Source organism: Archaeoglobus sp. (assembly GCF_017656475.1).
In the GTDB taxonomy this organism is placed as follows: Archaea; Halobacteriota; Archaeoglobi; order Archaeoglobales; family Archaeoglobaceae; genus Archaeoglobus.
The window spans coordinates 52,674-75,966 of sequence record NZ_JACDNT010000001.1; the positions used below are offsets into that span (position 1 = coordinate 52,674).

The 23,293-nt window shown below is 46.5% G+C and carries 25 protein-coding genes and 1 pseudogene; 12 read left to right on the forward strand and 14 right to left on the reverse strand.

All coding sequences use genetic code 11. The annotated features are described in order from the left end of the window. Positions 1-168 precede the first annotated feature (168 nt). The 4 genes from gyrB to H0Z19_RS00300 all read left to right on the forward strand — a co-directional run bounded on the left by gyrB (position 169) and on the right by H0Z19_RS00300 (position 4,715). Positions 169-2,055, forward strand: coding sequence for a DNA topoisomerase (ATP-hydrolyzing) subunit B (gene gyrB, locus H0Z19_RS00285; protein ID WP_290722694.1), 1,887 nt, complete (start codon positions 169-171; stop codon positions 2,053-2,055). Beyond that, positions 2,045-2,806, forward strand: coding sequence for a HesA/MoeB/ThiF family protein (locus tag H0Z19_RS00290; RefSeq protein ID WP_290722695.1), 762 nt, complete (start codon positions 2,045-2,047; stop codon positions 2,804-2,806). The genes gyrB and H0Z19_RS00290 overlap by 11 nt, the downstream gene beginning before the upstream one ends. Before the next feature lie 68 nt (positions 2,807-2,874). Next, positions 2,875-4,098 carry an MBL fold metallo-hydrolase gene (locus tag H0Z19_RS00295; RefSeq protein ID WP_290722696.1) on the forward strand — a complete coding sequence of 408 codons (1,224 nt, stop codon included), beginning with the start codon at positions 2,875-2,877 and terminating at the stop codon, positions 4,096-4,098. Continuing rightward, positions 4,095-4,715 carry a metallophosphoesterase gene (locus H0Z19_RS00300; RefSeq protein ID WP_290722698.1) on the forward strand — a complete coding sequence of 207 codons (621 nt, stop codon included), beginning with the start codon at positions 4,095-4,097 and terminating at the stop codon, positions 4,713-4,715. Before H0Z19_RS00295 ends, H0Z19_RS00300 begins: the two co-directional genes overlap by 4 nt. On the opposite strand, the gene H0Z19_RS00305 is transcribed toward H0Z19_RS00300, so the two are convergent. Further along, a complete protein-coding gene (locus tag H0Z19_RS00305) occupies positions 4,702-5,661 on the reverse strand; it encodes an MBL fold metallo-hydrolase (RefSeq protein WP_290722701.1) in 960 nt (319 codons plus the stop codon). The two genes, H0Z19_RS00300 and H0Z19_RS00305, sit on opposite strands and share 14 nt — an antisense overlap. Positions 5,662-5,789: 128 nt before the next feature. On the opposite strand from H0Z19_RS00305, the gene ftsZ reads away from it, so the two are divergent. From ftsZ to H0Z19_RS00325, 4 genes are read left to right on the forward strand one after another with little or no spacing between them, the layout of a single operon-like run. After that, positions 5,790-6,890 carry a cell division protein FtsZ gene (gene ftsZ / locus H0Z19_RS00310; protein ID WP_290722702.1) on the forward strand — a complete coding sequence of 367 codons (1,101 nt, stop codon included), beginning with the start codon at positions 5,790-5,792 and terminating at the stop codon, positions 6,888-6,890. A 32-nt stretch (positions 6,891-6,922) separates the two neighbouring features. Further along, entirely contained in the window at positions 6,923-7,108 is a 186-nt protein-coding gene (locus H0Z19_RS00315) for a protein translocase SEC61 complex subunit gamma (RefSeq protein ID WP_290722704.1), read from the forward strand. Then, positions 7,105-7,557 (forward strand): transcription elongation factor Spt5, encoded by a 453-nt coding sequence (locus H0Z19_RS00320; protein WP_290722706.1) that lies wholly within the window; start codon positions 7,105-7,107, stop codon positions 7,555-7,557. Before H0Z19_RS00315 ends, H0Z19_RS00320 begins: the two co-directional genes overlap by 4 nt. A 2-nt stretch (positions 7,558-7,559) precedes the next feature. Beyond that, positions 7,560-8,033, forward strand: a complete 474-nt coding sequence (locus tag H0Z19_RS00325; RefSeq protein ID WP_290722708.1) for a 50S ribosomal protein L11 — start codon at positions 7,560-7,562, stop codon at positions 8,031-8,033. A 3-nt stretch (positions 8,034-8,036) separates the two neighbouring features. On the opposite strand, the gene H0Z19_RS00330 is transcribed toward H0Z19_RS00325, so the two are convergent. The 7 genes and pseudogenes from H0Z19_RS00330 to H0Z19_RS00360 all read right to left on the reverse strand — a co-directional run bounded on the left by H0Z19_RS00330 (position 8,037) and on the right by H0Z19_RS00360 (position 11,837). Continuing rightward, positions 8,037-8,738: an ATP/GTP-binding protein gene (locus tag H0Z19_RS00330; protein ID WP_290722710.1), complete on the reverse strand. Its 702-nt coding sequence runs from the start codon at positions 8,736-8,738 to the stop codon at positions 8,037-8,039. A gap of 2 nt (positions 8,739-8,740) precedes the next feature. Continuing rightward, positions 8,741-9,427: a hypothetical protein gene (locus H0Z19_RS00335; protein ID WP_290722712.1), complete on the reverse strand. Its 687-nt coding sequence runs from the start codon at positions 9,425-9,427 to the stop codon at positions 8,741-8,743. After that, a complete protein-coding gene (locus H0Z19_RS00340; RefSeq protein ID WP_290722714.1) occupies positions 9,424-9,837 on the reverse strand; it encodes a hypothetical protein in 414 nt (137 codons plus the stop codon). Before H0Z19_RS00340 ends, H0Z19_RS00335 begins: the two co-directional genes overlap by 4 nt. A gap of 124 nt (positions 9,838-9,961) precedes the next feature. Beyond that, complete coding sequence (locus H0Z19_RS00345) at positions 9,962-10,444, reverse strand: hypothetical protein (RefSeq protein ID WP_365892134.1); 483 nt, start codon at positions 10,442-10,444, stop codon at positions 9,962-9,964. Positions 10,445-10,468: 24 nt separating this feature from the next. Beyond that, positions 10,469-11,082: pseudogene (locus H0Z19_RS00350) on the reverse strand (AMP-binding protein); the annotation flags it as partial. Positions 11,083-11,217: 135 nt separating this feature from the next. Next, positions 11,218-11,595 (reverse strand): AMP-binding protein, encoded by a 378-nt coding sequence (locus H0Z19_RS00355; protein ID WP_290722718.1) that lies wholly within the window; start codon positions 11,593-11,595, stop codon positions 11,218-11,220. Positions 11,596-11,633: 38 nt separating this feature from the next. After that, a complete protein-coding gene (locus H0Z19_RS00360; protein ID WP_290722719.1) occupies positions 11,634-11,837 on the reverse strand; it encodes a hypothetical protein in 204 nt (67 codons plus the stop codon). An 83-nt stretch (positions 11,838-11,920) separates the two neighbouring features. Here H0Z19_RS00360 and H0Z19_RS00365 point away from each other — a divergent pair, with 83 nt between their 5' ends. Next, positions 11,921-12,808: a radical SAM protein gene (locus H0Z19_RS00365; RefSeq protein ID WP_290722720.1), complete on the forward strand. Its 888-nt coding sequence runs from the start codon at positions 11,921-11,923 to the stop codon at positions 12,806-12,808. On the opposite strand, the gene H0Z19_RS00370 is transcribed toward H0Z19_RS00365, so the two are convergent. Together H0Z19_RS00370 and H0Z19_RS00375 are read right to left on the reverse strand one after the other, a co-directional pair. Beyond that, complete coding sequence (locus tag H0Z19_RS00370; protein WP_290722722.1) at positions 12,805-14,415, reverse strand: (Fe-S)-binding protein; 1,611 nt, start codon at positions 14,413-14,415, stop codon at positions 12,805-12,807. The two genes, H0Z19_RS00365 and H0Z19_RS00370, sit on opposite strands and share 4 nt — an antisense overlap. A gap of 10 nt (positions 14,416-14,425) precedes the next feature. Next, positions 14,426-15,394 carry a respiratory nitrate reductase subunit gamma gene (locus tag H0Z19_RS00375; protein WP_290722724.1) on the reverse strand — a complete coding sequence of 323 codons (969 nt, stop codon included), beginning with the start codon at positions 15,392-15,394 and terminating at the stop codon, positions 14,426-14,428. A 120-nt stretch (positions 15,395-15,514) separates the two neighbouring features. Here H0Z19_RS00375 and H0Z19_RS00380 point away from each other — a divergent pair, with 120 nt between their 5' ends. Further along, positions 15,515-17,374, forward strand: a complete 1,860-nt coding sequence (locus tag H0Z19_RS00380; RefSeq protein WP_290722726.1) for a threonine--tRNA ligase — start codon at positions 15,515-15,517, stop codon at positions 17,372-17,374. Between the two features lie 5 nt (positions 17,375-17,379). After that, positions 17,380-17,715 carry a hypothetical protein gene (locus H0Z19_RS00385; RefSeq protein WP_290722728.1) on the forward strand — a complete coding sequence of 112 codons (336 nt, stop codon included), beginning with the start codon at positions 17,380-17,382 and terminating at the stop codon, positions 17,713-17,715. Here the strand turns inward: H0Z19_RS00385 and H0Z19_RS00390 are convergent. Further along, on the reverse strand, positions 17,687-18,964 hold the full coding sequence (locus tag H0Z19_RS00390) for an amidohydrolase (protein ID WP_290722729.1): 1,278 nt from the start codon (positions 18,962-18,964) through the stop codon (positions 17,687-17,689). The two genes, H0Z19_RS00385 and H0Z19_RS00390, sit on opposite strands and share 29 nt — an antisense overlap. A gap of 124 nt (positions 18,965-19,088) precedes the next feature. Between H0Z19_RS00390 and H0Z19_RS00395 the strand changes: the two genes are divergently transcribed. Next, positions 19,089-19,475, forward strand: coding sequence for a hypothetical protein (locus H0Z19_RS00395; RefSeq protein WP_290722731.1), 387 nt, complete (start codon positions 19,089-19,091; stop codon positions 19,473-19,475). Positions 19,476-19,543: 68 nt separating this feature from the next. Here the strand turns inward: H0Z19_RS00395 and H0Z19_RS00400 are convergent, their stop codons facing one another. The 3 genes from H0Z19_RS00400 to H0Z19_RS00410 form a co-directional block, all read right to left on the reverse strand. Then, complete coding sequence (locus H0Z19_RS00400; protein ID WP_290722732.1) at positions 19,544-20,497, reverse strand: electron transfer flavoprotein subunit alpha/FixB family protein; 954 nt, start codon at positions 20,495-20,497, stop codon at positions 19,544-19,546. Next, on the reverse strand, positions 20,497-21,240 hold the full coding sequence (locus H0Z19_RS00405; RefSeq protein ID WP_290722734.1) for an electron transfer flavoprotein subunit beta/FixA family protein: 744 nt from the start codon (positions 21,238-21,240) through the stop codon (positions 20,497-20,499). The genes H0Z19_RS00400 and H0Z19_RS00405 overlap by 1 nt, the downstream gene beginning before the upstream one ends. Positions 21,241-21,315: 75 nt before the next feature. Further along, on the reverse strand, positions 21,316-23,292 hold the full coding sequence (locus H0Z19_RS00410; RefSeq protein ID WP_290722736.1) for a 3-hydroxyacyl-CoA dehydrogenase/enoyl-CoA hydratase family protein: 1,977 nt from the start codon (positions 23,290-23,292) through the stop codon (positions 21,316-21,318). Position 23,293: the final 1 nt, after the last annotated feature.

The window sequence follows — 23,293 nt, forward strand, 5'->3', positions numbered from 1 at the left end:
TTTTAATTTTTGAATATATCGAGTAATTTTTGAAATACTTGTTCAATAAAGTTAAATAAAATAGTTTTAAAATATGGAAATTTTTTATTTTATAAATGTTTTTAAAATAATAATTTTTTAGGTATTGAAAAACAAAGTGCTTATTAACAAAGAAGTCGTAAAAAAGTTGTGAGTCCCGATCAAACGGCTGTTGAGTATTCGGCAAAGGATATTGAAGTTCTTGATGACCTGGAAGCTGTCAGAAAAAGACCTGGAATGTACGTTGGAGGTGTGGGAGTTCGTGGACTGCATCACCTATTGTGGGAGGTAGTTGACAATGCTGTTGATGAAGCCCTTGCAGGGTACTGCGATACAATAAAAGTGAGTCTTCACAAAGATGGTTCAGCGTCTGTAGAGGATAACGGAAGAGGGATTCCCACCGAGATGCATGAACTGGGCAAGTCTGCGCTAGAAATTGTAATGACAAAGCTCCACGCTGGAGGGAAGTTCTCTAAGAAGGTTTATCGCGTTTCTGGTGGTTTGCACGGTGTTGGCGTTTCAGTTGTTAACGCGTTATCAGAGTGGCTGGAAGTGTGGGTTAAGAGAAACGGAAAAATTTACTATCAGAAGTACCAGCGTGGAAAGCCCGTAACAGAGCTTAAAGTTGTAGGAGAAACAAAGGAACATGGTACAAAAGTGAGATTTAAACCAGACAGAGAGATATTCGAGACGACGGAGTTCAAGTATGAAATTGTTAGCCAGCGTTTGAAGGAGCTTGCTTACCTCAACCGGGGATTGAAGATCATACTGGTGGATGAAAGAGAGGGTAAGGAAGAAGTCTTCCACTTTGAGGACGGAATAGTTGGTCTGGTAAAGAGCCTAAACAAAAATCGAAAGCCTCTTCACGACCCCATATACATAGAAACCATAAAAAATGGAGTAAGTGTTGAAGTGGCTATTCAATTTGTGAATTCTGACATTGAAAATATTCAGGCGTTTGCAAACAACATAAACACCTCTGAGGGCGGTTCTCACGTAGTAGGGTTCAGGGCCGGACTTACGAGGGCTGTAAATGAGTACGGCAAAAAGCATCTGAAGAAGTTTGAGCCAGTAACAGGAGCAGACATAAGGGAAGGGCTTACGGCAGTGATAAGCATCAAAGTCCCTGAGCCTCAGTTTGAGGGGCAGACGAAAACGAAGCTCACAAACAGCGATGTCAGAACTGTGGTTGAGTCAGCTGTTTATTCGGGAGTGTTAAAATGGTTCGAAGACAACCCCAATTTTGCAGAAATCCTACTCAACAAATTCATTCTGAACAAAAAAGCAAGAGAGGCAGCAAAAAGGGCTAAAGAACTCGTAAAGAGAAAAAACGAGCTGATTACAACTTTGCCGGGGAAGCTTGCCGACTGCTCATCAAAGAACCCTGAGGAGAGAGAGCTTTTCATTGTTGAGGGTGATTCCGCAGGAGGTTCTGCCAAACAGGCGAGAGACAGGAGATTTCAGGCAATCCTTCCGATAAAGGGCAAAATCATAAATGTTGAAAAGGCAGGAATGGCGAGAGTGCTTAAAAATGACGAGATAAAGGCGATAATATCTGCAATAGGGGCTGGAATAGGCAAAGATTTTGACATAACAAAGGCGAGGTACCGCAGAATCATAATAATGACCGATGCTGATGTTGATGGGGCGCACATCAGGACTTTGCTGCTCACGTTCTTCTACAGATACATGAGGCCGCTGATAGAGAGCGGGTACCTCTACATAGCCCAGCCTCCGCTCTACCAGATAAAGAAGGGGAAAAAGAGCTACTACGCCTACTCTGATGATGAGCTAAAGAGGACACTGGAGCAGGTTGGAAACGGAGAGGTGCAGAGATACAAGGGTTTAGGAGAAATGGACCCACATCAACTCTGGGAGACCACGATGAATCCGGAAAACAGAATCCTGATACAGGTCACCCTCGAAGATGCCAAAAAGGCAGATGAGCTGTTCAGCATTCTTATGGGTGAGGATGTGGAGAGCAGGAGGAACTTCATAATGGCCCACTCTAAGGAGGTACGGAATCTTGACATCTGAGAGATACAGCAGGCAAATCATGGTTTTCGGGGAAGGGGGGCAGAAGAGGCTACGTGAGGCAAGTGTTCTCGTAGTGGGTGCGGGTGGGCTTGGCAGTCCAGTCATCGCCTACCTCGCAGCGGCTGGCGTGGGCAGGATCGGGATAGTTGATGCAGACTCAGTTGAAGAATCAAATCTCCAAAGACAGATAATACACGCCGGAAACATTGGAAAAAACAAGGCTGAGTCTGCGGCTGAATTTGTAAAAAAACTCAATCCGGATGTTGAAGTTGACATTTACCCTTTTTCTTTAACTCCAAAAAACGTTCTTGACACAATAAAACCTTACGACGTTGTTGTGGGCTGCCCCGATAGCTTCAGGGTAAGATATATGCTGAACGATGCCTGCATGCTTCTAAGAAAACCTTTCGTCCATGCAGCCGTTTACGCCTGGGAGGGGGAAGTGGGAGCTTTCTTTGGTAAACCTTGCTACCGGTGCTACCTTCCAGCATCTCCAGAGGAGAGTGGAAGAGCCATAGTAGGAGCAACTGCCGGCGCTTTTGGATGTCTGCAAGCAGCTGAAGTAATAAAGATAATTACCGGAAGTGGAAAACCGCTTTCTGGAAAGCTGGTTAGAGGAGACCTTGCCGAGATGGACTTTTTCACGATCAACATACCCAAAAATATTGACTGTCCTGTCTGTTCAGGAAGACTGAAAGGAATATTTGAGGAAAACTATACGGGAAGCTGCGATATTAAGCGTCTTGAATGATTTATCAAACTCAAAAATGAATTATTTGGGCGAAACGTATTTATTGCAGAGTTAAGAAGTCAATAAGTATGACTACAATTAACTTTCTTGGAGGATGCAGAGAAGTGGGAAGGTCAGCGGTAATGATAGACGGTATTGTAATCGATTACGGTGTAAAACCTTCTGATCCTCCCGAATTCCCGTTAAATGGTGTATCTCCTAAGGCCTTAATACTTTCCCATGGTCATCTGGACCATATCGGAGTTGCACCTAACCTCATGTACTACGACCCTGAGGTCATCTTGACACCCCCATCTCATGAGCTTTCAATGATACTTCTGAGAGATTCAATGAAAATTATGCATCCACCTCCGTTTACCAAGAGAGAGCTCAGACAGTTTGAAAGCAACATCAGAGAAGTTGAGTATGAGGATCCGATCACGGTTGGAGATTACGAGGTTGAATTTTTTAACGCAGGACACATTCCGGGAAGCGCCAGTGTGCATTTGCGAGGGGACATGAACATTCTCTACTCAGGAGACATCAGGTTAGAGAAAACAAGACTGCTTGAAGGTGCCAACACAGATTACCCCGAGACAGATATCCTTATTGTTGAGAGTACTTACTTCGGCACCGAGCATCCTGACAGAAAGGAGCTCGAAAGAAGCTTTGTCGAGAGCGTAATTGACACTCTTGACATGGGGGGCCATGCAATCATCCCTGCATTTGCTGTAGGCAGAACTCAGGAAGTTTTGATGATACTCGAAAGGTATGGCATAACACCTTATGTAGATGGAATGGGTAAGGAGGTTGCACAGGTTATCCAGAGGCATCCAGATTTCATCAGAAGTCCTAAAGAGCTAAAAAGAGCGATTAGAAATGCGATCCCGGTCGAGTGGAGGCAGAGAGAAAAGGTTCTGGAAGAGCCTTCAGCAGTTGTGACAACCGCCGGAATGCTCAACGGTGGGCCTGCGATGTTCTACATCTCAAGACTTTACAACGACGAAAAGTCAAAGATACTTCTCACCGGATATCAGGTCGAGGGGACAAATGGAGATATGGCTTTAAGGACGGGCATGCTTAACTTGGGAACGAGGACTGTGAAGCTGAAGATGGGTGTCGAGCAGTACGACTTTTCAGCACATGCAGACGACAGGCAGTTGAAGGAATACGTCAAGAAAGTTGTTGACAGAGGAGCAGAGGTTGTATTCACAATCCATGGAGAGGAAACTGAAGCATTTGCAGAGTGGATTAAAGAAAACATAGGGGTTGAGGCATACGGCCCGAAGAATGGAGAGATATATGTTATATGAAATTCCTGATCCTCTCAGACATTCACTCCTCGATAGATGAGCTTGAAAAAATTTTGATTTCGGCAGAGTACGATGTTGTTTTAATCGCTGGTGACCTGACACAATTCCGGCCAAAAGACGCCAGGGTGGTTGACAAGATAGTATCTGACCACACTGACCTCTGCTTTGCCGTCCATGGAAACTGCGATCACGAAGTCATCCTCTACGAGAATTATGAAGTTCTAAAGTTTATTCACGGAAGAAGTGTTGAATTTGAGGGATACTCAATCCATGGCGTGGGTGGTTCGAGCTTTACGCCATTCAACACTCCCTCTGAGTACACTGAAGAGGAGATACTTAGAATAATGGACAGTTTCACAATGGGAGATTTCAACATCCTTCTCTCCCACTGTCCACCAAAGGGCATTCTTGACAGAACGTACTCAGGAGTTCATGCAGGCTGCGATGCGATAAGGAAAAGGATGAGTGACTTCGACGTAATCCTTTGTGGTCATATCCACGAAAGTCATGGTGTGGTAAGCTCCCCCTGCCTTGTTGTAAACCCCGGTCCGGTTATGTGGGGCAGGTTTGCAATCGTGGATATTGAGAGAGGAAAAGCTGAGCTCAGGAAACTCTGAAGTACTTTATCACTCCTTTTTCCTCTTTCTTGTCAACAAGTCCTTTGTTGTAGAGGTGCTCAAGGTGGGCAATTGTCTCTCCAACGGCAAACCACTTCTGAATGAGGTGTATCTCTTCCCAGTTGCTGTAAACTAAGTCCCATGTTATACTTGGAGCTACCTCCCAGGCATTTTTTGGCCTGTCCAGTGCCAACAACGCTTCCTGCAACCTCTTTGAGTGATGTCTTTTTATCTCCTCAACTCTACCCTTCAAGTCGCTCCATCTTCGCCTGTGCCCAGGAAGAACGAGCCTAACCTTCAAATTTTCAACCTTTTCAAGACTTTGAAGGTAGCTCGAAAGCGAATCCTCAAGGAAGGGCCACCATGTAATGTTTGGAGTTATGTCTATCAGAACGTGATCACCGGAGAAAAACAACTGCCTTACTTCGTCGTAGAGGCAGGTGTGTCCGGGAGAATGGCCAGGAGTCTCAATGGCTTTGAGCCTTATACTCCCCACCTTCACGTATTTTCCAACTGCAGCAAACTCAACACCCTCTTTAACATAGAAGTTTCTACCCGGATGAAGAGAGAGCATTTTCTTTGCCTCTTCTGAAGGAAACCCATTTCTGATGTAGAAGTTCAGCAAATCACCCCAGTAATCATCAGTGGTCATCACCTCCTGGACTATTTTTGATTCAATTTTCCCCATCAGGACCTCATCTGCCAGTTTGGCAGCGAGTCCCATGTGGTCAGCATGCAAGTGCGTGCAGAAAACTCTCAACTCTTTTACTTTCAGCTCATCTAACGCATCCCTTATGGTTTTATAGCACAAATCCCGGTTAAATCCTGTGTCAATAAGCAGAGCTTCACCGTCGTCAACAATAACGTATGAATTTGTATACTTGAGAGGACTTCCCACGAGAGGTACTTCTATTCTGTAAACTCCTTCTGCGATCTTTTCCACCATCTTTTAAACAGCATCGGAAAAAATTATAAGAATTTCTCTTCCATCCGAAGCACAGGAAAGGGCCAAAGCGAACAAAGGATTTATATACTATCTTGCATGGATAATTGAAAAAGTAATGGGGGATGTTCATGAAATCTATTGTTGAGGAGGCTCTTGCAAGGGCTGAGAGGGAGAAGAGAGAGAGAATAGAAGGTAAGGGTTTTGAAGACGTGGAGGATGAAATACTGCAGGTACTGCATGAGCTAAAGACTGTAATCAAGGTCATAGGCGTTGGTGGAGGCGGTTGTAACACGATTACGAGGATGTACGAGGAGGGAATCGAGGGTGCTGAGCTTATAGCCCTCAATACTGATGTTCAGCACCTTTATTACACCAAGGCTAACAGGAGAATTTTGATAGGAAAGAGAAGGACGAGAGGATTGGGTGCAGGAAGCCTACCCCAAGTCGGCGAGGAGGCAGCGAGAGAGAGTGAGGATGAAATCAAAAAGCTCGTAGAAGGTTCAGACATGGTTTTTGTGACCTGCGGCCTTGGTGGTGGAACGGGAACCGGAGCGGCTCCAGTTGTTGCTGAAGCTGCCCAGGAGGCTGGAGCGCTAACAATAGCGGTTGTAACCTTCCCGTTCTCCGCTGAAGGAGCTGTAAGAAGGGCAAACGCTGAAGCCGGGCTGGAGAGGTTGAGAGAGGTTGCGGACACGGTTATCGTCATTCCAAACGACAGGCTGCTAGAAGTTGTGCCTAACTACCCGATGCAGCTCGCATTTAAGGTTGCAGACGAGATACTGATGAGAGCCGTGAAGGGAATAACGGAGCTAATCACAAAGCCGGCATTGATCAACCTCGACTTTGCTGACGTCAGAACGGTGATGGAGAAGGGCGGAGTTGCGATGATCGGTCTTGGAGAGGCAAGTGGAGAAGACAAGGCAGCAGAGTCTGTCAGAAAGGCTTTGAAGAGTCCGCTCCTGGATGTTGACGTGTCAGGGGCAAAGGCAGCACTCGTCAACGTCACTGGCGGTCCAGACATGACGATCGAAGAGGCTGAGAGCGTAATTGAGGAAATCTACAGCAAGGTCGATCCCGATGCAAGGATTATTTGGGGAGCCATGATTGACCCAGAACTTGAGAACACCATGAGAACTCTGATTATCGTAACAGGAGTTAAGAGCCCCCAGATTCTGGGGAGGAAGGGGTATCCTGTCACGAGAAAGTACGGGATTGACTTTGTAAGATAAAGCTTTAAAAACAGGTTGCGGACATTAATTGCATGCAGTTCAGCGAAGTACAGTCGAAGCTCAAGGAATACTACAACGTCTTGAAGATGGCGAGGAAGCCCGACTGGGAAGAATTCTCGATGACAGCAAAGGTAGCCCTCGCCGTAATGTTTATAGTCGGCTTTATCGGGTTCGCCATCTACATCTTAATGGAAATACTGCCGGGTGCCCTGAAATGAGCAGGTTTTTTGCTGTTAAGACTACAGCCAACCAGGAAAGGGTTGTGGCAAATCTGATGGACATGGCTGCCAGAAAACACAATCTCAACGTGTACTCCATTCTCGCCCCCAAGGAGCTCAAAGGATACATTATCGTGGAGGCTGAAACACCTGACGACCTTTTGAAGGCAATAAGAGGCTTGCCACACGTGAAAGGTGTCGTTAAAGGAGAAATTAGTTTCAGCGAGATTGAGCACTTCCTGACTCCTAAGAAGGCTGCGGAGCAGATCAGAGAGGGTGACAAGGTTGAGATAGTGTCAGGACCGTTTAAGGGTGAGATGGCCATCGTCAAAAGAGTTGATGAGGCAAAGAATGAAATAACGGTAGAGCTTCTTGAGGCTGTAGTGCCCATCCCCGTGACGGTGAAAGCCGATCACGTTAGAGTTATAGACAAAAAAGAGGAGGTGTAAATATGGTACAGGTGGTTGAAGTACTGGTTCCGGGAGGTCAGGCTTCTCCGGGTCCACCCTTAGGCCCGGCTATTGGTCCCCTTGGACTTAACGTAAAGCAGGTGGTTGACAAAATAAACGAGGCTACGAAGGATTTCGAAGGGCTGAGTGTACCGGTCAAGATAATTGTCAAGGATGACAGAAGTTTTGAAATCGAAGTAGGAGTTCCACCGGTCTCAGCTTTGGTGAAGAGGGCACTAGGAATTGAGAAGGGCTCTTCACAACCGACGAGAGAAATCGTGGGAAATCTGACAATGGAGCAGGTCATAGAGATTGCAAGAACGAAAAAGCAGCAATCACTCTCATACACTCTAAGGGAAGTAGTCAAAGAGGTTCTTGGAACATGCAACTCCATGGGCGTTACGGTTGAGGGCAAGAGTCCGAAAGAAGTCACCAGAGAGATCGAAGAGGGAAAGATAGAAATTCCTGAAGAGTAACCATCAGCTTATATCTCCACAAGAGCAGAAAAGCTCATTGACTGCTGAAAAAAGATTATCATACCCTGTTTTTTTAAGATTTGAAATCTTAATTAACCTGTATGGAATAGATGTTACTTCGATGAAGTCCACAACCTTCTCCATCAGTTCTGCAAGCACACCTTCCTTCATCCTTAGCTCATTGAGCAATGAGGTAACGTCAATCTCAGAAACATCAGTTTTTGTAAATACGGTTAAAGAGGGCAGATTCAGCCTCAGAGATACCACTGCATTCTGCATAACTGCTGAAAGAAGGCTCTCAGGATCTGTGATGAGTGTGGAGTCTACCAGAAAAATTGACATTGAGAAGGTTGAAGAGAGCTCTTCGACAAACTTTCTGCCTGCCAGACTGTAAATGAAAAGCTCTAACTGGCCTGGAGTGTCGTATAAAACAAATTCGCCACTGCACTTCAGCTTATTTGCATAATTTGCTGCAATCTCTACAGACTTGATGAGTGCGCCATTAATCCCTAATCTGTATTCATCCATAACGTGTTCTGTTTTGACAAACTCCCTTATGTCCTTGGATGTCCTGTAAATGGGCTCACTGGCAGGATCGAGGTTCACACAGTCAACTCTGTATCCTTTTTCCTCCAGATATTCCGAGAAATTCTTCACGAAGGTACTTTTACCGCTTCCCGCACAGCCAAGGACGAAGATCTCCATTTTCACCTCCTCATCAGTGCAAAGGCTGATCCGACTAAAAAGGACAGCGTTACGAAAAAGAGAGTTTGAAAGGTTTCTGAGCTTGTCCTTGCTGTTGAGAGCTTGGACATTAGATCCTCGATTTGCAACTTCAGGTCACTGTTTTCTGCTTCAAGTCGAGTAAGGGTGGCGTTAAGGTCTTCTACTTTTCCTTCAAGCTCTTTAACGACTTTGGTGCAGTTGGAGGCCATCGTTTTGTACTTTTCCAGCTCTTTCTTTAATCTCTCATTTTCCTGAGCGTAGTTCTGAATCCTGTCGTAGAGCTCAACATTCATGTTGTTCAAAACCTCAAAAAGTTTCTTGTAGTAATCAACCTCACCTCTCAGCCCTTCGATCTGCTTGCTGAGCTGCAGCAACCTGCTTTCCAACTCCACAACGTTCTCTTCTGGATTGGGATCCTTTTCGACTGTCAATGGAATTGAATACTCTGTTCTGTTCGTTTTCACTTCAATTTGGTAGCTCCCCAAGCAGGAGTGAGTAATTTTTATTGAATGCGTTCCTGCAGAAAGATACGAGGAGTTTTCAAGGGTCTCAAGAAAGTACATGCAGTCATCCAGCGTTACGTGGGCTGGCTCATCCAGCGTGATGTTGACAATATCACCCTGAAAGGCCGTTGTGGCAGAAATAATGGCTAAAACAAGTAAAATCAACCTTCCACCCCCAAAATGCTTGTCTTAACCAGCTTCCACACTTTGGAAAAATCTTCTAAGGAAACAAACTTCCCCTTAATAAAAATGAATACACCTTTCCTCGCCATGGCATATTTATAGTCACTTCCAGAAACAAGCAGGATTTCGTCATTACCCATACTCCTCATCAAAGTTCTGATTTCATCAAGCTCGTAGTCATCCACACCATTAACAATTTTTTTGTCTCCGGTAATTGCAGCAACATTAACGAGGTACTTCGACTTGAGATGGCTGCAAAGCTCTTCGAGCTCCATACGCCTCAAAATCTCCCTACTGCGGTATCCTTTTCTGTCCAGAATTTTGTCGGTTAAAACGAATCCTGCTATGACTCCCACAATAGCGAAAAGTATCTGCCAGCTAATACCTACCACCTTAAGATTTGTTAGCAGAAGAATATTTTTAGGTTTTGGTTTGTATCTGTTTTATGTGGAAATACTGTTGCTATTAAAATTGCTGTTTACGGTGTTCTGTATCATCCCTAATCTAGTGGTTCGTTTATTTTTTAGATCTCTCCAGCTCCTTCCCCCTCAACAACCTTCTGAGAAGCTTTCCTGCAGGTGTTCTCGGCAATTTTTCGACGAACTTCACTTCTCTTACTCTCTTGTAGCCCGATATCCTCTCTCTCATCCACTCTATTATCTCCTCTTCCGTAATCTTGCCCTTGTATTCCGGTTTGAGAACTATGTAAGCTTTCGGAATCTCACCAGCTTCCTCATCCGGTTTGCCAATTACTGCAACATCCATCACAGCCTCGTGCTTCATCAGCAGAGATTCGAGTTCGAATGGGGCTATTGTGTATCCCTTGTACTTGATAACCTCCTTGACCCTGTCTTGGAAATGCAGAAAGCCCTCCTCGTTAATGTAGCCTATGTCTCCGGTTCTGAAAAACTTTCTTCCCTTGCCATCGTACCACCAGCATTCCTGATTCTCCTTCTCTCTCTTCCAGTATCCCTTGAACACGTTCGGTCCTCTTATCACTATCTCTCCACTCTCGCCAATCCCCAGCTCTCTGCCGTCTTCGAGTGAAATTATTTTGAGTTCCACATCGGACATTGGAATGCCCTGTGTCGTGCTTTTATCCAACCTAAGCGCGGGGTTTGTCGTCGTCATCGGACTTGCTTCCGTCATACCCCAAATTTGATTATGCTTCAGCCTCGGATTATTGCACTTCTCCGCAGCGACCTTCAATAGCCTTTCCACCAATGCGGGAGCTACTGGCCAGGCTCCTGTAGCAAATGCCTTAAGATAGCGCCAGTCGTAGGTTTTGCTGCTGTTTTCACTCGTGTTAAAAGCACGTTGAGAGCTGGCGGAACTGCCCAGGAAAAGGTTCCTTTGTACCTCTCAATGTTCTCAGCCATGAGTTCGGGATTGAACATGCCCATCACAACGTACTCATTTCCAACTGTGGCCATCAGATTCACAAGCCCGAATTCTCCAGAGTGGAACATCGGCATGGAGCCGACAATGGTGTCCATATGTGATAAACCGGTGGCAACAGCAAGCTGCAGAGCGTTTGCCGTCAGATTATAGTGCGTGAGCATCACACCTTTCGGCATCCCCGTAGTCCCGCCTGTATATGGCAAAAGTGCTACATCATCTTCCGGATTTACCTTCACGTTCTCAAACTCCTCACTGCCAGAATCCCATGACCTCCGAGAGATTGTTTTCCTCCCCAGCAACAACAAAAACTCTCTCAACCCTCATCCTGTTCAGAACCTGCTTGAAGTTGTCGTATAGCATTTTGTGAACAATTATGTCGTTGTTTCACTGTCGTTCAGCAAATGTTCAAGTTCAAAGGGCTTGTACATGGGATTTACGGGCACGGGAGTCGCTGCCACCCTCCAGAGGGCATATACAGACATCACATAGTCAATAGAGTTGGGAACGCAGACCGCCACATGCTCCCCCTTCTTCACACCCTTCCTGGCAAAGCCCGATGCGAGTCTTTTTGTGGTATCGGCAATCTCAACAAAATTCATTTTTTCAGGAAACTCCGAGGGAAACCGTGGCTCTGCAGAAATTATGGCAGTCTTCTCACCCCACTTTTCTGCCGCGTGGTCAATTCTATCCGCCAGAGAGATTCTGGGGTAGTATAGGCTCGGAAACCCGATTTTGTATTTGAACTCCATACTTCTAATGAAATTTAACCTTAAAAAGTTTTTCATCATCATTCCTGAATTTTTAAGAGGCTTGTTTCTTCAAAGTACATGAGTGAAATAACGACACAATAGAAGTCCCCAAGCTCTTTTACGAGTGCTACCTCTCCCCACGGTGAAGGCCTGTTGTAGGTTCCAAGTGAAATTGGGTCTGTAAGTTCGGCTCCTTTTGGAATCTCCTCGCACTTGTATTCTCCACCTGTCAGTAAGGGCAAGTCTGATAACCTCATAATGTGCTATTCAGCTATTTATTCAAATTCAATAGACTTTTTTAACCTTAGCAGCTAAAATAAATGCAGTGCATGTCTTTGGTCCCGTTCCGTCAAGAAGACTTGGAAGAAGCCTTGGAGTGAACAACATACCATTCAAGTACTGCAGCTACTCATGCGTCTACTGTCAGCTTGGCAGAACTGACAAACTTACAGTAGAGAGAAGAAAGTTCTCCGATTGCCAGCTCATCTTTGAGGAAGTCAGGAGAAAGCTGGAAGAAGCCGGTGAGGTGGACTACATTACCTTTGTGCCTGATGGAGAACCAACTCTCGACATAAACCTTGGCAGTGAGATTGAGCTGCTAAAAGGGCTTGGAAGGGTTGCGGTGATTACAAACTCATCTCTGCTTTTCCGCGAAGATGTTAGAGCAGATCTGGCCAATGCAGATCTCGTCTCGCTGAAGGTGGATGCTGTTGATGCCAAGCTGTGGAAACGCGTCAACAGACCCCACCCCTCGCTGAAGCTGGATGAGATTCTGAAGGGAATGGAGAAGCTTGCTGAGGAATATGAAGGTGTAATCATCACGGAAACGATGTTGATAGATAGCCTTACAACTCTGGAAAGCGTTGAGAGAGTTGCAGAATTCCTCGAAAGGATTGATCCACACGTTGCCTATCTTTCCGTACCAACTCGACCACCAGCAGAGAGAGTTAAGGCGCCAAACTGGGAGTTTATCGCTGAAGCTGCAAAGATCCTTGGTAGATTTGTAAAGGTTGATCTCCTGGTTGAAGCTGAGAGTGGGGATTTTGGTATAAACAGCAAAGAAGATGTGCTCGCAATAGCTTCAGTTCATCCATTGCGGGAAGATGTTCTTAAAGAATATCTCAAAAAGCTTGATCTGGATATCCAAGACCTTCTCGACGGGCTTGAAGAAATTGAATACGGAGGAATAAAATACTACAGAAAAAAGAATTAGTGGAATTCCCACTCTATGAACGGTTCTTCCAGATCCACCATTGCGTTGACCATCAGCTCTACTAAGCCACCGTAGTAAATGCTGCACTTTTCGGGAGCGTTGTAGTAGTCCAGCATGTCTCTGATTGCTCCCTTACAGTTGCTGCATGGTGCACAGACATATTTGTTGATATCTGGAGATATGCAGTCCTGGAAAGCTTCAAGTATTTGCTTGAACTTCATTCTTGCCGCAACCGCATTCCTCCACTCCGGGAAGTTCATGGACTGCATTATTGCAAAACCGCTACCTCCTCCACAGCAGTAGTTGTAAACTCCGTTTGGTGTCATCTCCCTGAACTGCGGCGCAAGTTCGTGCAGAATCTTTCTCTGGGGTTCGACGACGCCCATCAGCCTCACCATGTTACACGGATCGTGCAGAGTCACTGGGAAGTTGTTCTTCTCTGGATCGAAGTTTATCTTCTTCTTTCTGACAATGTCCCAGAGTATCGGCATGCAACTCTCCCTTGGTATGTTGTACTCGTCAGCCAAGACTCTGTCCGCTACAACTGATATTGCCTTGTGGGCATGGCCGCACTCTCCAACGACTATCTTTTCAACCTCAAGTTTAGCAGCGATTTCAGCATGCTTCGTTGCAACTCTTGCGAGTTGCACATCATCATACCATACTCCGTAGTTGACAGCATCATATGCAACCTGCTCACTGCTCAGCGTCCAGCTTATTCCAGCCTCCTCGAAGAGGATGGCAAATGCTGCTGGATTTTCGGGCCAGCTCAGATACTCTCCGGCATTGTGGATTAGCAGAATTTCTGCTCCTTTCTCATCAACAGGTATCTTTATCCTTCTCCCCAGCTTCTCCTCGATGTCGTCCTCAATGAACTCGATAATATCTTTGAAGCCTTCAGGCGTTAAACCTGTAGATGACCCTTTCTGGAGATGCTGTACAGTTCCCAGCTCGTGCAAAGCTTTTGGAGCTATTCCCATCTCCTGACTGAAGAGTTTTCTTATTTCGTGGCTTATAAGGCCATTATCCACACCGATCGGGCAGGTTTGAGTGCATCTCCTGCAGAGCGTGCATCTGTAAGCATCTTCAGCCAGTCTTATAACGGTCTTCGCGTTCAGCTCTATATCCCCCGTGAACTTTGCTTTAATCTTTCCACCAGGAGATAGATACTTCTTGATTATCCTTCTCAGCACCTCTGCCCTGTAGGTGGGGCGGTAGATTTCCTTCCTGCCGGATGAAATGTAAATCGGACAGGCATCGCTGCATGTCTGGCAGCGTGCACAGTACTCGATGCTTAGCATCAAGGGCTGCAGGAAAGTCCAGTTATTCTCCTTGTCCAGGAGCTTCTGCAACCCGCTGAGGAATTTTTTAACGAGTTCCTCTTCCTCCTCCTTCGTCTTGGGCTTCCACGGCAGGTCGATTGCTATGTAGCCGTCCAAATCGGTTACATACCTGTCCCTCCAGTCGGGGCTGGGTTCGGTAAGTTCAGGCTCCTCTCCAGGCTTATCGTAGGGTGGTGGGAGAGGCATGAGATCGTCAAGCGTAAGCTTCACAAGCTGTTCTACGGGTTTTGAAATATCCTCAATTCTCACCTTCTCCTTAGCCATTCATACCACCTCACTTTTCCTCCTCTTTTTTCCAGACACCTATCTCGTTCGGGCTGACTTTCAGCACTTCATCCGCCCATGTCATCCCCGGTTTCATGTGTGGCGCACTCCAGCTAATTCTATAGTTCAGCACTTTCTTAATCTCGCTCTCAATCTCGCTTCCCCTCAGATTCGGCTCATCCTCCCACAGCACCTTGTGGTAGGTGAAATACTTCCCAAAGAAGTGCGTCATCTTCGTGAAGGGCAGGTAGAGGAAGAGGAGCGACAGCAGGACTACGTGGAGTACTGTGGCACCGCTTACGGATGGAAGCGGTGAGAACGTTATCAGTGATTTCATGAAAGACCTTGCAACGGCAAAGTCGCTGTCATACTGCCAAGCTGCAACTCCGGTAGCAACAACGGCTATGATGAAGAGCAGGTTGAAGTAGTCAATCGGTGAGCTGTAGCTCCTCATTCCCTCATCAGCCAGCCTTCTGAAGAGCAGACCGAGGCCGAAGATTAGCATCAGAGCCATTGCCAGAACACCGACTATCCATGTGAGGTAGTATATCAACGGAGGAAGCCATGAGAGAAATCCGAGCTGCTGGACTAATGCAGTAGAAATCGGAAATCCTGCAATTTCAAACAGAGCACCGATGAAAACGAGGGCAAACCATACAAGTATGAGGTATATCCCTGTATGGAAGGGATACGTGAACCACCACAAGGGCCTCTTGTATTCAAAAACCCTCTTTATGAACAGCATTTCCATGAGCATGTCCTTGAGTTCTCCTATAAGTGTGGTCTCTCTCGGCTTTTTCCACCAATCTGCCTCTTCAAAATAGCTGCCACCGTGCTCCGCCCTGCCTTTTTCATGCGGCACTGGATAAAGCTCCCACCTCAGGTGTATTGGCATCGTTGCGTACTTTACCACTTTTGCCAGTACCACAAGTACGAATACCGTAAACGAGAAATAGACCAGAGCTTGCAACCATATCATTCCTATCACCTTCGGTCTCCGTTTCTTTAGAGAATATAAAAATTTTTTCTTTTGGGCTTATCGAAAAATCTGTGCAAGGCTTTCAGAAAACTTTATTTTTCTCCCCATGATGCCTGAACCATGAAACTTCTGCTCATCCACGCTGATTACATGGAATATGAGGTCAAGAAGAAGACCAAGCTTGCCGAACCTTTTGATGGAAAGGGGGAAAGGGTTGAGGAAGTTCTTGTCGCCTTCACATCTGTCGAGAAGGGAGATAATGAGGATGTTGTTAAAAAAGCTGCCGAGGCAATCAGAGAGGTTGCCGAGAAGGTCAATGCTGAGAGGATAATGATCTACCCCTACGCCCACCTCTCCTCAAATCTGGCCGATGCTGATACTGCGGTTAACCTTTTGAAGAAGCTTGAAGCTGAGCTGTCGGATTTTGAGGTTTACCGCTCACCTTTTGGATGGTATAAAGCCTTCAAGATTTCGTGCAAAGGTCATCCGCTTAGCGAGCTTTCGAGGGAGATTGGTGGTGAGGCGGAGGCTGAAGTTACCCAAGCGCTGAAGGATGAGGAGGAGAAGGTTGTAAGCTACTGGTACATCCTCACTCCGGAAAAAGAACTGGTTGAGGTTGAAAAGTTCGACTTTACCGGCTATGAAAAGCTCAGAAAGTTCGTGAACTACGAGATAGCTAAGAGAAGAGCTGTGGATGCAGTCCCTCCCCATGTTGAATACATGAGGAGGCTTGAAATTGCTGATTACGAGCCAGCAAGCGATTCCGGCCACATCAGATATTACCCTAAAGGCAGGCTGATCAAGACGCTCCTTGAGCAGTTCATAACGAGAAAGTGCATTGACTACGGAGCAATGGAGGTTGAGACGCCGATAATGTACGACAGGAACCACCCAACGCTTAGAAGGTATCTAGAACGCTTTCCAGCGAGGCAGTACATAATAAAGGGAGATAAGAGAGAGTTCTTTCTGAGATTTGCCGCATGCTTCGGCCAGTTTTTGATGCTCTCAAACTCGACGATAACCTACCGAAACCTTCCCCTCAAAATTTACGAGCTGACTCGCTACTCCTTCAGGAAGGAGCAGAGAGGAGAACTTGTGGGTTTGAGGAGGCTGAGGGCATTCACGATGCCCGATATGCATACTGTAGCGAAGAACATGGAGCAGGCGAAGGAGGAGTTCTTCAACCAGTACAGGCTTTCCGTGGAGGTTCTGAAGGAAATTGGTTTGGAGCCTGCTGACTACGAGGTTGCTGTGAGAGTGACGAAAGATTTCTACGAGGAAAATAAGGACTTCGTGCACAGCCTCGTTGATGTGCTGAAAAAGCCAATCCTCATCGAGATGTGGGATCACCGCTTTTTCTACTTCGTCCTCAAGTTTGAGTTCAACTTTGTCGATGCTCTTGACAAAGCCTCTGCCCTTTCAACTGTGCAGATAGACGTTGAGAACGCTGAGAGGTACGGGATTACCTATGTTGATTCTGACGGAAGCGAGAAGCACCCCTACATTCTGCACTGCTCCGTCAGCGGTGCAGTTGAGAGAGTAATGTACGCGCTGCTTGAGAAGGCCAAATACATGCTTGATGAAGGAAAACTGCCAATGCTCCCCGTCTGGCTCAGCCCAACTCAGGTCAGGATTATTCCCGTGAGCGAGAAGTTCGTTGATGCGGCAATCAAAATCGCTGATGAGATTACCGGAAAGGGGATTAGGGTTGATGTCGACGACAGAAACGAAACGCTTGGCAAGAAGGTGAGGGATGCTCAGACGGAATGGATTCCTTACATAGCAGTGGTGGGGGAGAAGGAGGTTGAGAGCGGAAAGCTTGCGGTCACTGTTAGGGCCGAATCAACGCAGAAGGAGCAGAAGAGGGTGGAAATGGGTGTTGAGGAACTTGCTGCAAGAATAAAGGCTGAGTGTGAGGGCAAACCATTTATGCCACTCCCACTACCAAGGCTGCTATCCCTCAGACCCTCATTCAGGTGAGAAGTATGGCGAAAAAGGATAGAGAGAGCAAGAAAAAACCCCAGGAGAAAAAACCAGAACCTATAAAGAAAGAAAAGGAGTACAACTTAGCAAGGGAGATGAAGAAAACCCTGACACCGATAATCTGCGGTATTATCGCAGGAGTTTTGTCTTTCCTCGCTACAGGTGAGTTCAGGCAGAGAGATGCGTTCGGCATAATAATTCTGGTATTCCTCATCTACGTTCAAAAATTCATTCTTCCAAAAATGGGGGTGGAGCTTGAAGGCAAGGACTGGGCCGGAATAGCTTTCCTGACCTTCTCAAGCTGGTACATCAGCTGGACTGTTCTTCTGAACCTTTGAGCTTTTCTGCAACTTTACCCGCCTTTTCCATTATTTCATCTTCATCCTCTCTGACCATCACGCCATTCTCCACAACAACCTCTCCCCTGACTATCACCGTGTCCACACAGCCAGATGAAGCTGCATAAACGAGATTTGCCACTAAGCTGTGCTCTGGCTGCATGAATGGTTTCGTCAGGTCGACAAGCACGACATTAGCCTCGTATCCTTCCTCAATCAACCCGGACTTTATCCCGAAAGCCCTCGCTCCATTAACCGTCGCAGCCTCAAAAGACTCCTCAGCACTCATCAGAGTGGGGTTGTTGTAGTAGAATTTCTGCAGCAGTGCAGCGAACTTCATCTCTTCAAGCATGTCGAGGTTGTTATTACTAGCAGCCCCATCGGTTCCAATTGTGAAGTTAACACCTTCCTGCTTCATTTTTTCGTAGTTAATAGCCTTACCAACACTTAATTTCATGTTGCTAACCGGGCAGTGGGAAACGCTAACCCCCCTCTTCGCCAGAAGCTCTATCTCAGCATCCTCAAGCCACACGCTGTGAGCTGCTATTAGCATTTTGCTCAAAAACCCAATCTCGTCCAACGCCTGAACAATCAGCTTTCCGTGCTGCTTTTTGAAGTCCAGCACCTCTTTTTCCGTCTCCGCCAGATGGAAGTGGATAAAGATGTCCATCTCCTCTGCTATTTCAGCAGCCCTTTTTAATCCATCAAGGCTGACGGTATAGACTGCATGCGGGCCAATCGCCCTCAAAACGTCGTACTTCTCAATGTCTTTCAATGTTTTCACGGCATTCTTTAAATTCTCCTCAAGCAGGTCGGGATTAAAGAAGTCAAAGAACGCTGCAGAGATGCACGCTCTAATCCCGCACTCTTCAACAGCCTTTGCGATTGCCTCAGGGAAAAAGTACATGTCGTTGAAGAAAACAGTCCCGCTCTTCAACATCTCCACGCAGGCAAGCTTGGTCCCCCAGTAAACAGCATCAGCATCAAGCTTCGCCTCGAGCGGCCAGATTTTCTTCTCAAGCCATTCATGCAGAACCATATCATCTGCATAGCTTCTGAACAAAGTCATAGCAGCATGTGTGTGGGTGTTGAAGAAGCCAGGAATCACAGCCTTTCTGCTGCCATCAATCACGACATCACTTTTATCCTTCTCACCACCGATCGAGGCTATTTTACCGTTTTCAATTAACAGGTCTTTCTCAACAACCCCTTTTGGCGTGAGAAGCTTGGCGTTTCTTATCAGAATCATAGCGGTTTTATTGAAAGAGAGGAAATAAAGTTTATGTTTAACACTGAAATCATCGCATTTTTCTATGTTTTCAAAACTGAGATAGGTTCAAGTGTATTAAAGCTTACAATTTATGGTGGTGAATATGAAGGATGAAGTTTTGGCGTTGCTGGAAAAATTTTGTAAGGAAGGAGAGCAGAAGCCTGTGATTTATAAATTAGCGAAGGAGCTTGGAAAGGACGTAAAGGAGGTAACGGAGGTTATAAAGCAGCTTCAGGCGGAAGGGATGGTAAAATATGAAAGTACTCCGTCTGGGGATACGTACGTCTGCATTCAAATGAGTCCCAAAGAAATTCTGAAGCTGAGGATTGTCAACTACTTGAAGGAGAACAGAAGGGCTGATATCCAGACGATTGCGAGGGCTTTGGCAGAGGACAGAAGTGTAGTTTCAAATGCAGTAACCGAGCTTGTTAATGAAGGTAAAGTTAAGTTTTCAGGGGAAGCAGGGGCGAGCTGGGTTGAGTTGGCCTAATTTTTATTGGTTTTCTGCGCTGCCGAAAACTTTGTTTTATTTACTTGGGGAAAAATAAAAATTAAAAATCAACCCTTAATTTCCTTTAACTTTTCAATAAGCTCCGGCACAACATCGAAAAGGTCAGCAACGGCTCCATAATGAGCAACACCGAATATTGGCGCTTCTGGGTCTTTGTTAATGGCGATAATTAGCTCACTGTCCTTCATGCCCATTATGTGCTGGAATGCACCACTGATACCCAAAGCGAGGTAGAGTTTAGGCTTCACGACCTTTCCTGAAATACCGACCTGTCTGTCCTTCGGTAACCATCCGCTGTCTATGACTGGTCTGCTTCCCGCTACAACACCACCAAGAAGCTCTGCAAGCTCCTCTGCCAGCTCTATGTTCGATGCATCCTCAATACCTCTTCCAACCGAAACTATTATGTCAGCCTGTGTAATGTCAACCTCTCCAACCTCCGGCTCGACAAAGGTTATGAACTTTCTCCTTGACTCCTTGCCCGGCTTTATTCCTGCATCAACAATCTCTCCACCGACCTCCTGTCCCTCCTTGAACACACCCTGCCTGATTGTTAGGACAGCAGGGGTGGACTTTAGCTTCAGGTCAACCATCAGCTTGCCCTGCATTAAGTATCTCGAAACTTTGATCCCATCACTTACGTCAACCGCTACAACATCGGTTGCTATTGGAGCATTCATCTTTGCTGCAAGGTAGGGGGCAAACTCTCCACCCTGGGCGGTGTTGCCGATGAGAATCAAATCGGGCTTTTCTCTCTCAGCAAGCTGCAACAGAACATCAACGTAAAGGTCGGGTGTGTAGTTCTCCAGGCTGTCATCCTCAACCTTCCAGACCTTGTCCGCATACTTTGCAAGCTCTTCGGCATACTTGCCAACATCTTTGCCGATCACAACAGCCTCAGCTGTGCCATCTCCTTTGATCTGGTTGGCAAGGTTGAGCAGCTCCACGCTGAGCGGGTTTAGTTCATCGAATCTGTATTCAGCAACACAGAACACCTTCATTATACCAACCCCCTCTCCTTGAGTATCTTAATAATCTTCTCCGCAATCTGTGAGGGATCACCTTCAATCATCTCTGCCTTCTTGACTGGCGGCAGGTACATCTTCTCGATCTCGAGAGTTGAGACGCTTGGAGAAACGCTAACTTCCTTCATTTCCTTGGACTTAGCCCTCTTTATACCCATAATTGAGACGTATCTCGGCTCGTTGATACCGCTCTGAATGGTTAGCACACAAGGTGTAGAGAGTTCGACTTCCTCCAGATATCCTCCCTCAAGCTCTCTTCTCGCAATAACTTTTCCATCCTCAACCTTAAGCTCAGCAACAGCAGTTGCTACAGGCAAATCCAGCATTGCAGCCAGCAAAACACCAACTTGCGCGTTGTTCAAGTCCTGGCTCATCAGCCCGGCGAAAATCATGTCGAACTGCTCATCTTTTATAGCCTCTTTTATAACTTCAGCGGTCTGGTACGCGTCAAAGGATGTGTCAACGGGTATCTTAATTGCTCTATCTGCTCCCATTGCAAGGCATTTCCTGAGAGTGTCGTCACAGTTTGTGCCAACACCTACAACAACCACTTCTCCTCCCTTCTCCTCCTTGATTCTTATTGCCTCCTCAACTGCATACCTGTCCCAGTCGTTTATGTCGTAAACCAGACCGCTCTGGCTTATGCTCTTTCCGTCACTGGCAACGCTAATCTCTGATTCTGGATCCGGGGCGTGCTTTGCAAGTACGATTATTTTCATTCAACCACCTCCTTGCCATGATGAAGAAAACTGAATAAAAAATTTCCTATTTTTAAAAATTTGAAAGGTGAATTTTTACTTTCCTTTGAACTCAGGTTTCCTCCTCTGGAAGAATGCTGAAACTCCTTCCATCACATCCTGAGTTGAGGTGGCAACCGCAAACATTCCAGCCTCGATGTACTGGCCTATCTCAGCCGGCAGTTCAGCACCAAAGTTGATTGCATACTTAGCAGCCCTGAGGCTTACTGGTGGTCCAGCGGCAAGCTCTTTGGCAAGAGCCATTACTTCTTCCTCGAACTTCTCTGGATCGACAGCCTTGTTAACCAGTCCGATTCTCTCCGCCTCATCAGCGTCAATTCTCCTTGCGAGCATTATCATCTCTTTTGCCTTCGTCATACCAACAATCTTTGGCAGTCTCTGCGTTCCACCCCATCCCGGAATGAGTGCTAGACTTATCTCTGTCAAGCCAATCTTGGCACCCTTCTTCATTATTCTGAAGTCACACGCAAGTGCAAGCTCACAGCCTCCACCGAAAGCGTATCCGTTGATCGCAGCAATGACAGGCTTGGGGAACCTCTCAATCTGCGTGAAAACCCACTGTCCCTTTGCAGCAACCATCATTGAGTTTGCCGGAGCCAAGAAGTCTGGAGCCTGCATCGCTGTCTGCAGGTCAAAGCCCGCTGAGAATGCTTTGTCTCCAGCTCCAGTGATTACAACAACTCTAACATCGTCATCTTTTTCAAGCAGCCTCAGTGCCTCAAAGATTTCGTCGAGCGTGTCTAGGGAGAGAGCGTTGAGCCTCTGCGGGCGGTTTATTATGAGCTTTGCGATCTTGCTTTCAGCATCCTTCTCAATTTCTAAGTTTTTGAAGGTCATCTCGCCCTTGCCGTAGCTGTAAAATCCTTCTCCGCTCTTCTCTCCCAGCTTACCCTCGGAAACCATCTTCTTCAGATACTCGGATGGCTTGAGAATCTCAAACCCCTTCTCCTTGTAAAGCTCCTCAACCTTTGCAAGGATGACGTCAAGACCTATCTCGTCGCCAAGCTCACATGGCCCCTTGGGCATGTTCGTTCCGAGCTTCATAGCAGTGTCGATGTCCTTTGCATCTGCAACGCCCATCGCTATGAGGTCAGCTGCGATGTTCACCATTGGAGCGATTAACCTAACAGCGTCATACTTGCCAGCAAGCTCCTGCGGAATCTTTGGCCTTCCCGCACTCCAGTCGTAGAATCCCTTGCCGGTTTTCATGCCCAACTCGTTGGCCTTGAACTTCTCTTCAAGAAGCTTTGACTGTGGCACGATGTCCCACTGCTGGCTTGCGTGGTAGAGAATATCCAGTCCGACGAAATCTGAGAGCTCAATTGGACCCATGGGGAAGCCATACTTGTACATCATCGTTGCATCAATTTCCTCCTTGGTTGCAACGCCCTTCTCAACGTCATCGATTGCGAGAACCAGATACGGAACGAGAATCCTGTTCACGATGAACCCTGCGACATCCTTCTTAACAACCACTGGCACCTTGCCGATGCTCTTAACGAACTCAACACCGAACTTTATCGTCTCATCACTTGTCTTCTCACCCTTGATGACCTCAACAAGAGCCATTACAGGTGGTGGGTTGAAGAAGTGCAACCCCAGGAACTTTTCAGGTCTGTCGGTAGAGTTTCCGAGTTCAGTTATGCTCAGTCCGGACGTGTTGCTTGCAAAGATGCACTCCGGCTTGGCATACTTCTGTACTTCTGCAAAAACCTGCTTCTTTAAATCCATTATTTCTGGCACAGCCTCGATAACCAAATCAGCATCCTTTACTGCCTCCTCCATGTCCAGAGTGAAGTGAATTCTTCCCAGTATCTCCTTTGCCTTCTCTTCAGTCATCTTTCCCTTGCTTACAGCCCTCTGTATGTTCTTCTCAATGGCACCTTTTCCTCTGTCCAGAAACTCTTGCTTTATATCTCTAACCCACACTTCATAACCTGCAGTGGCGCACACCTGGGCAATTCCGCTTCCCATTGCTCCTGCGCCGAGAACACAAACCTTTTTTACCTCCATA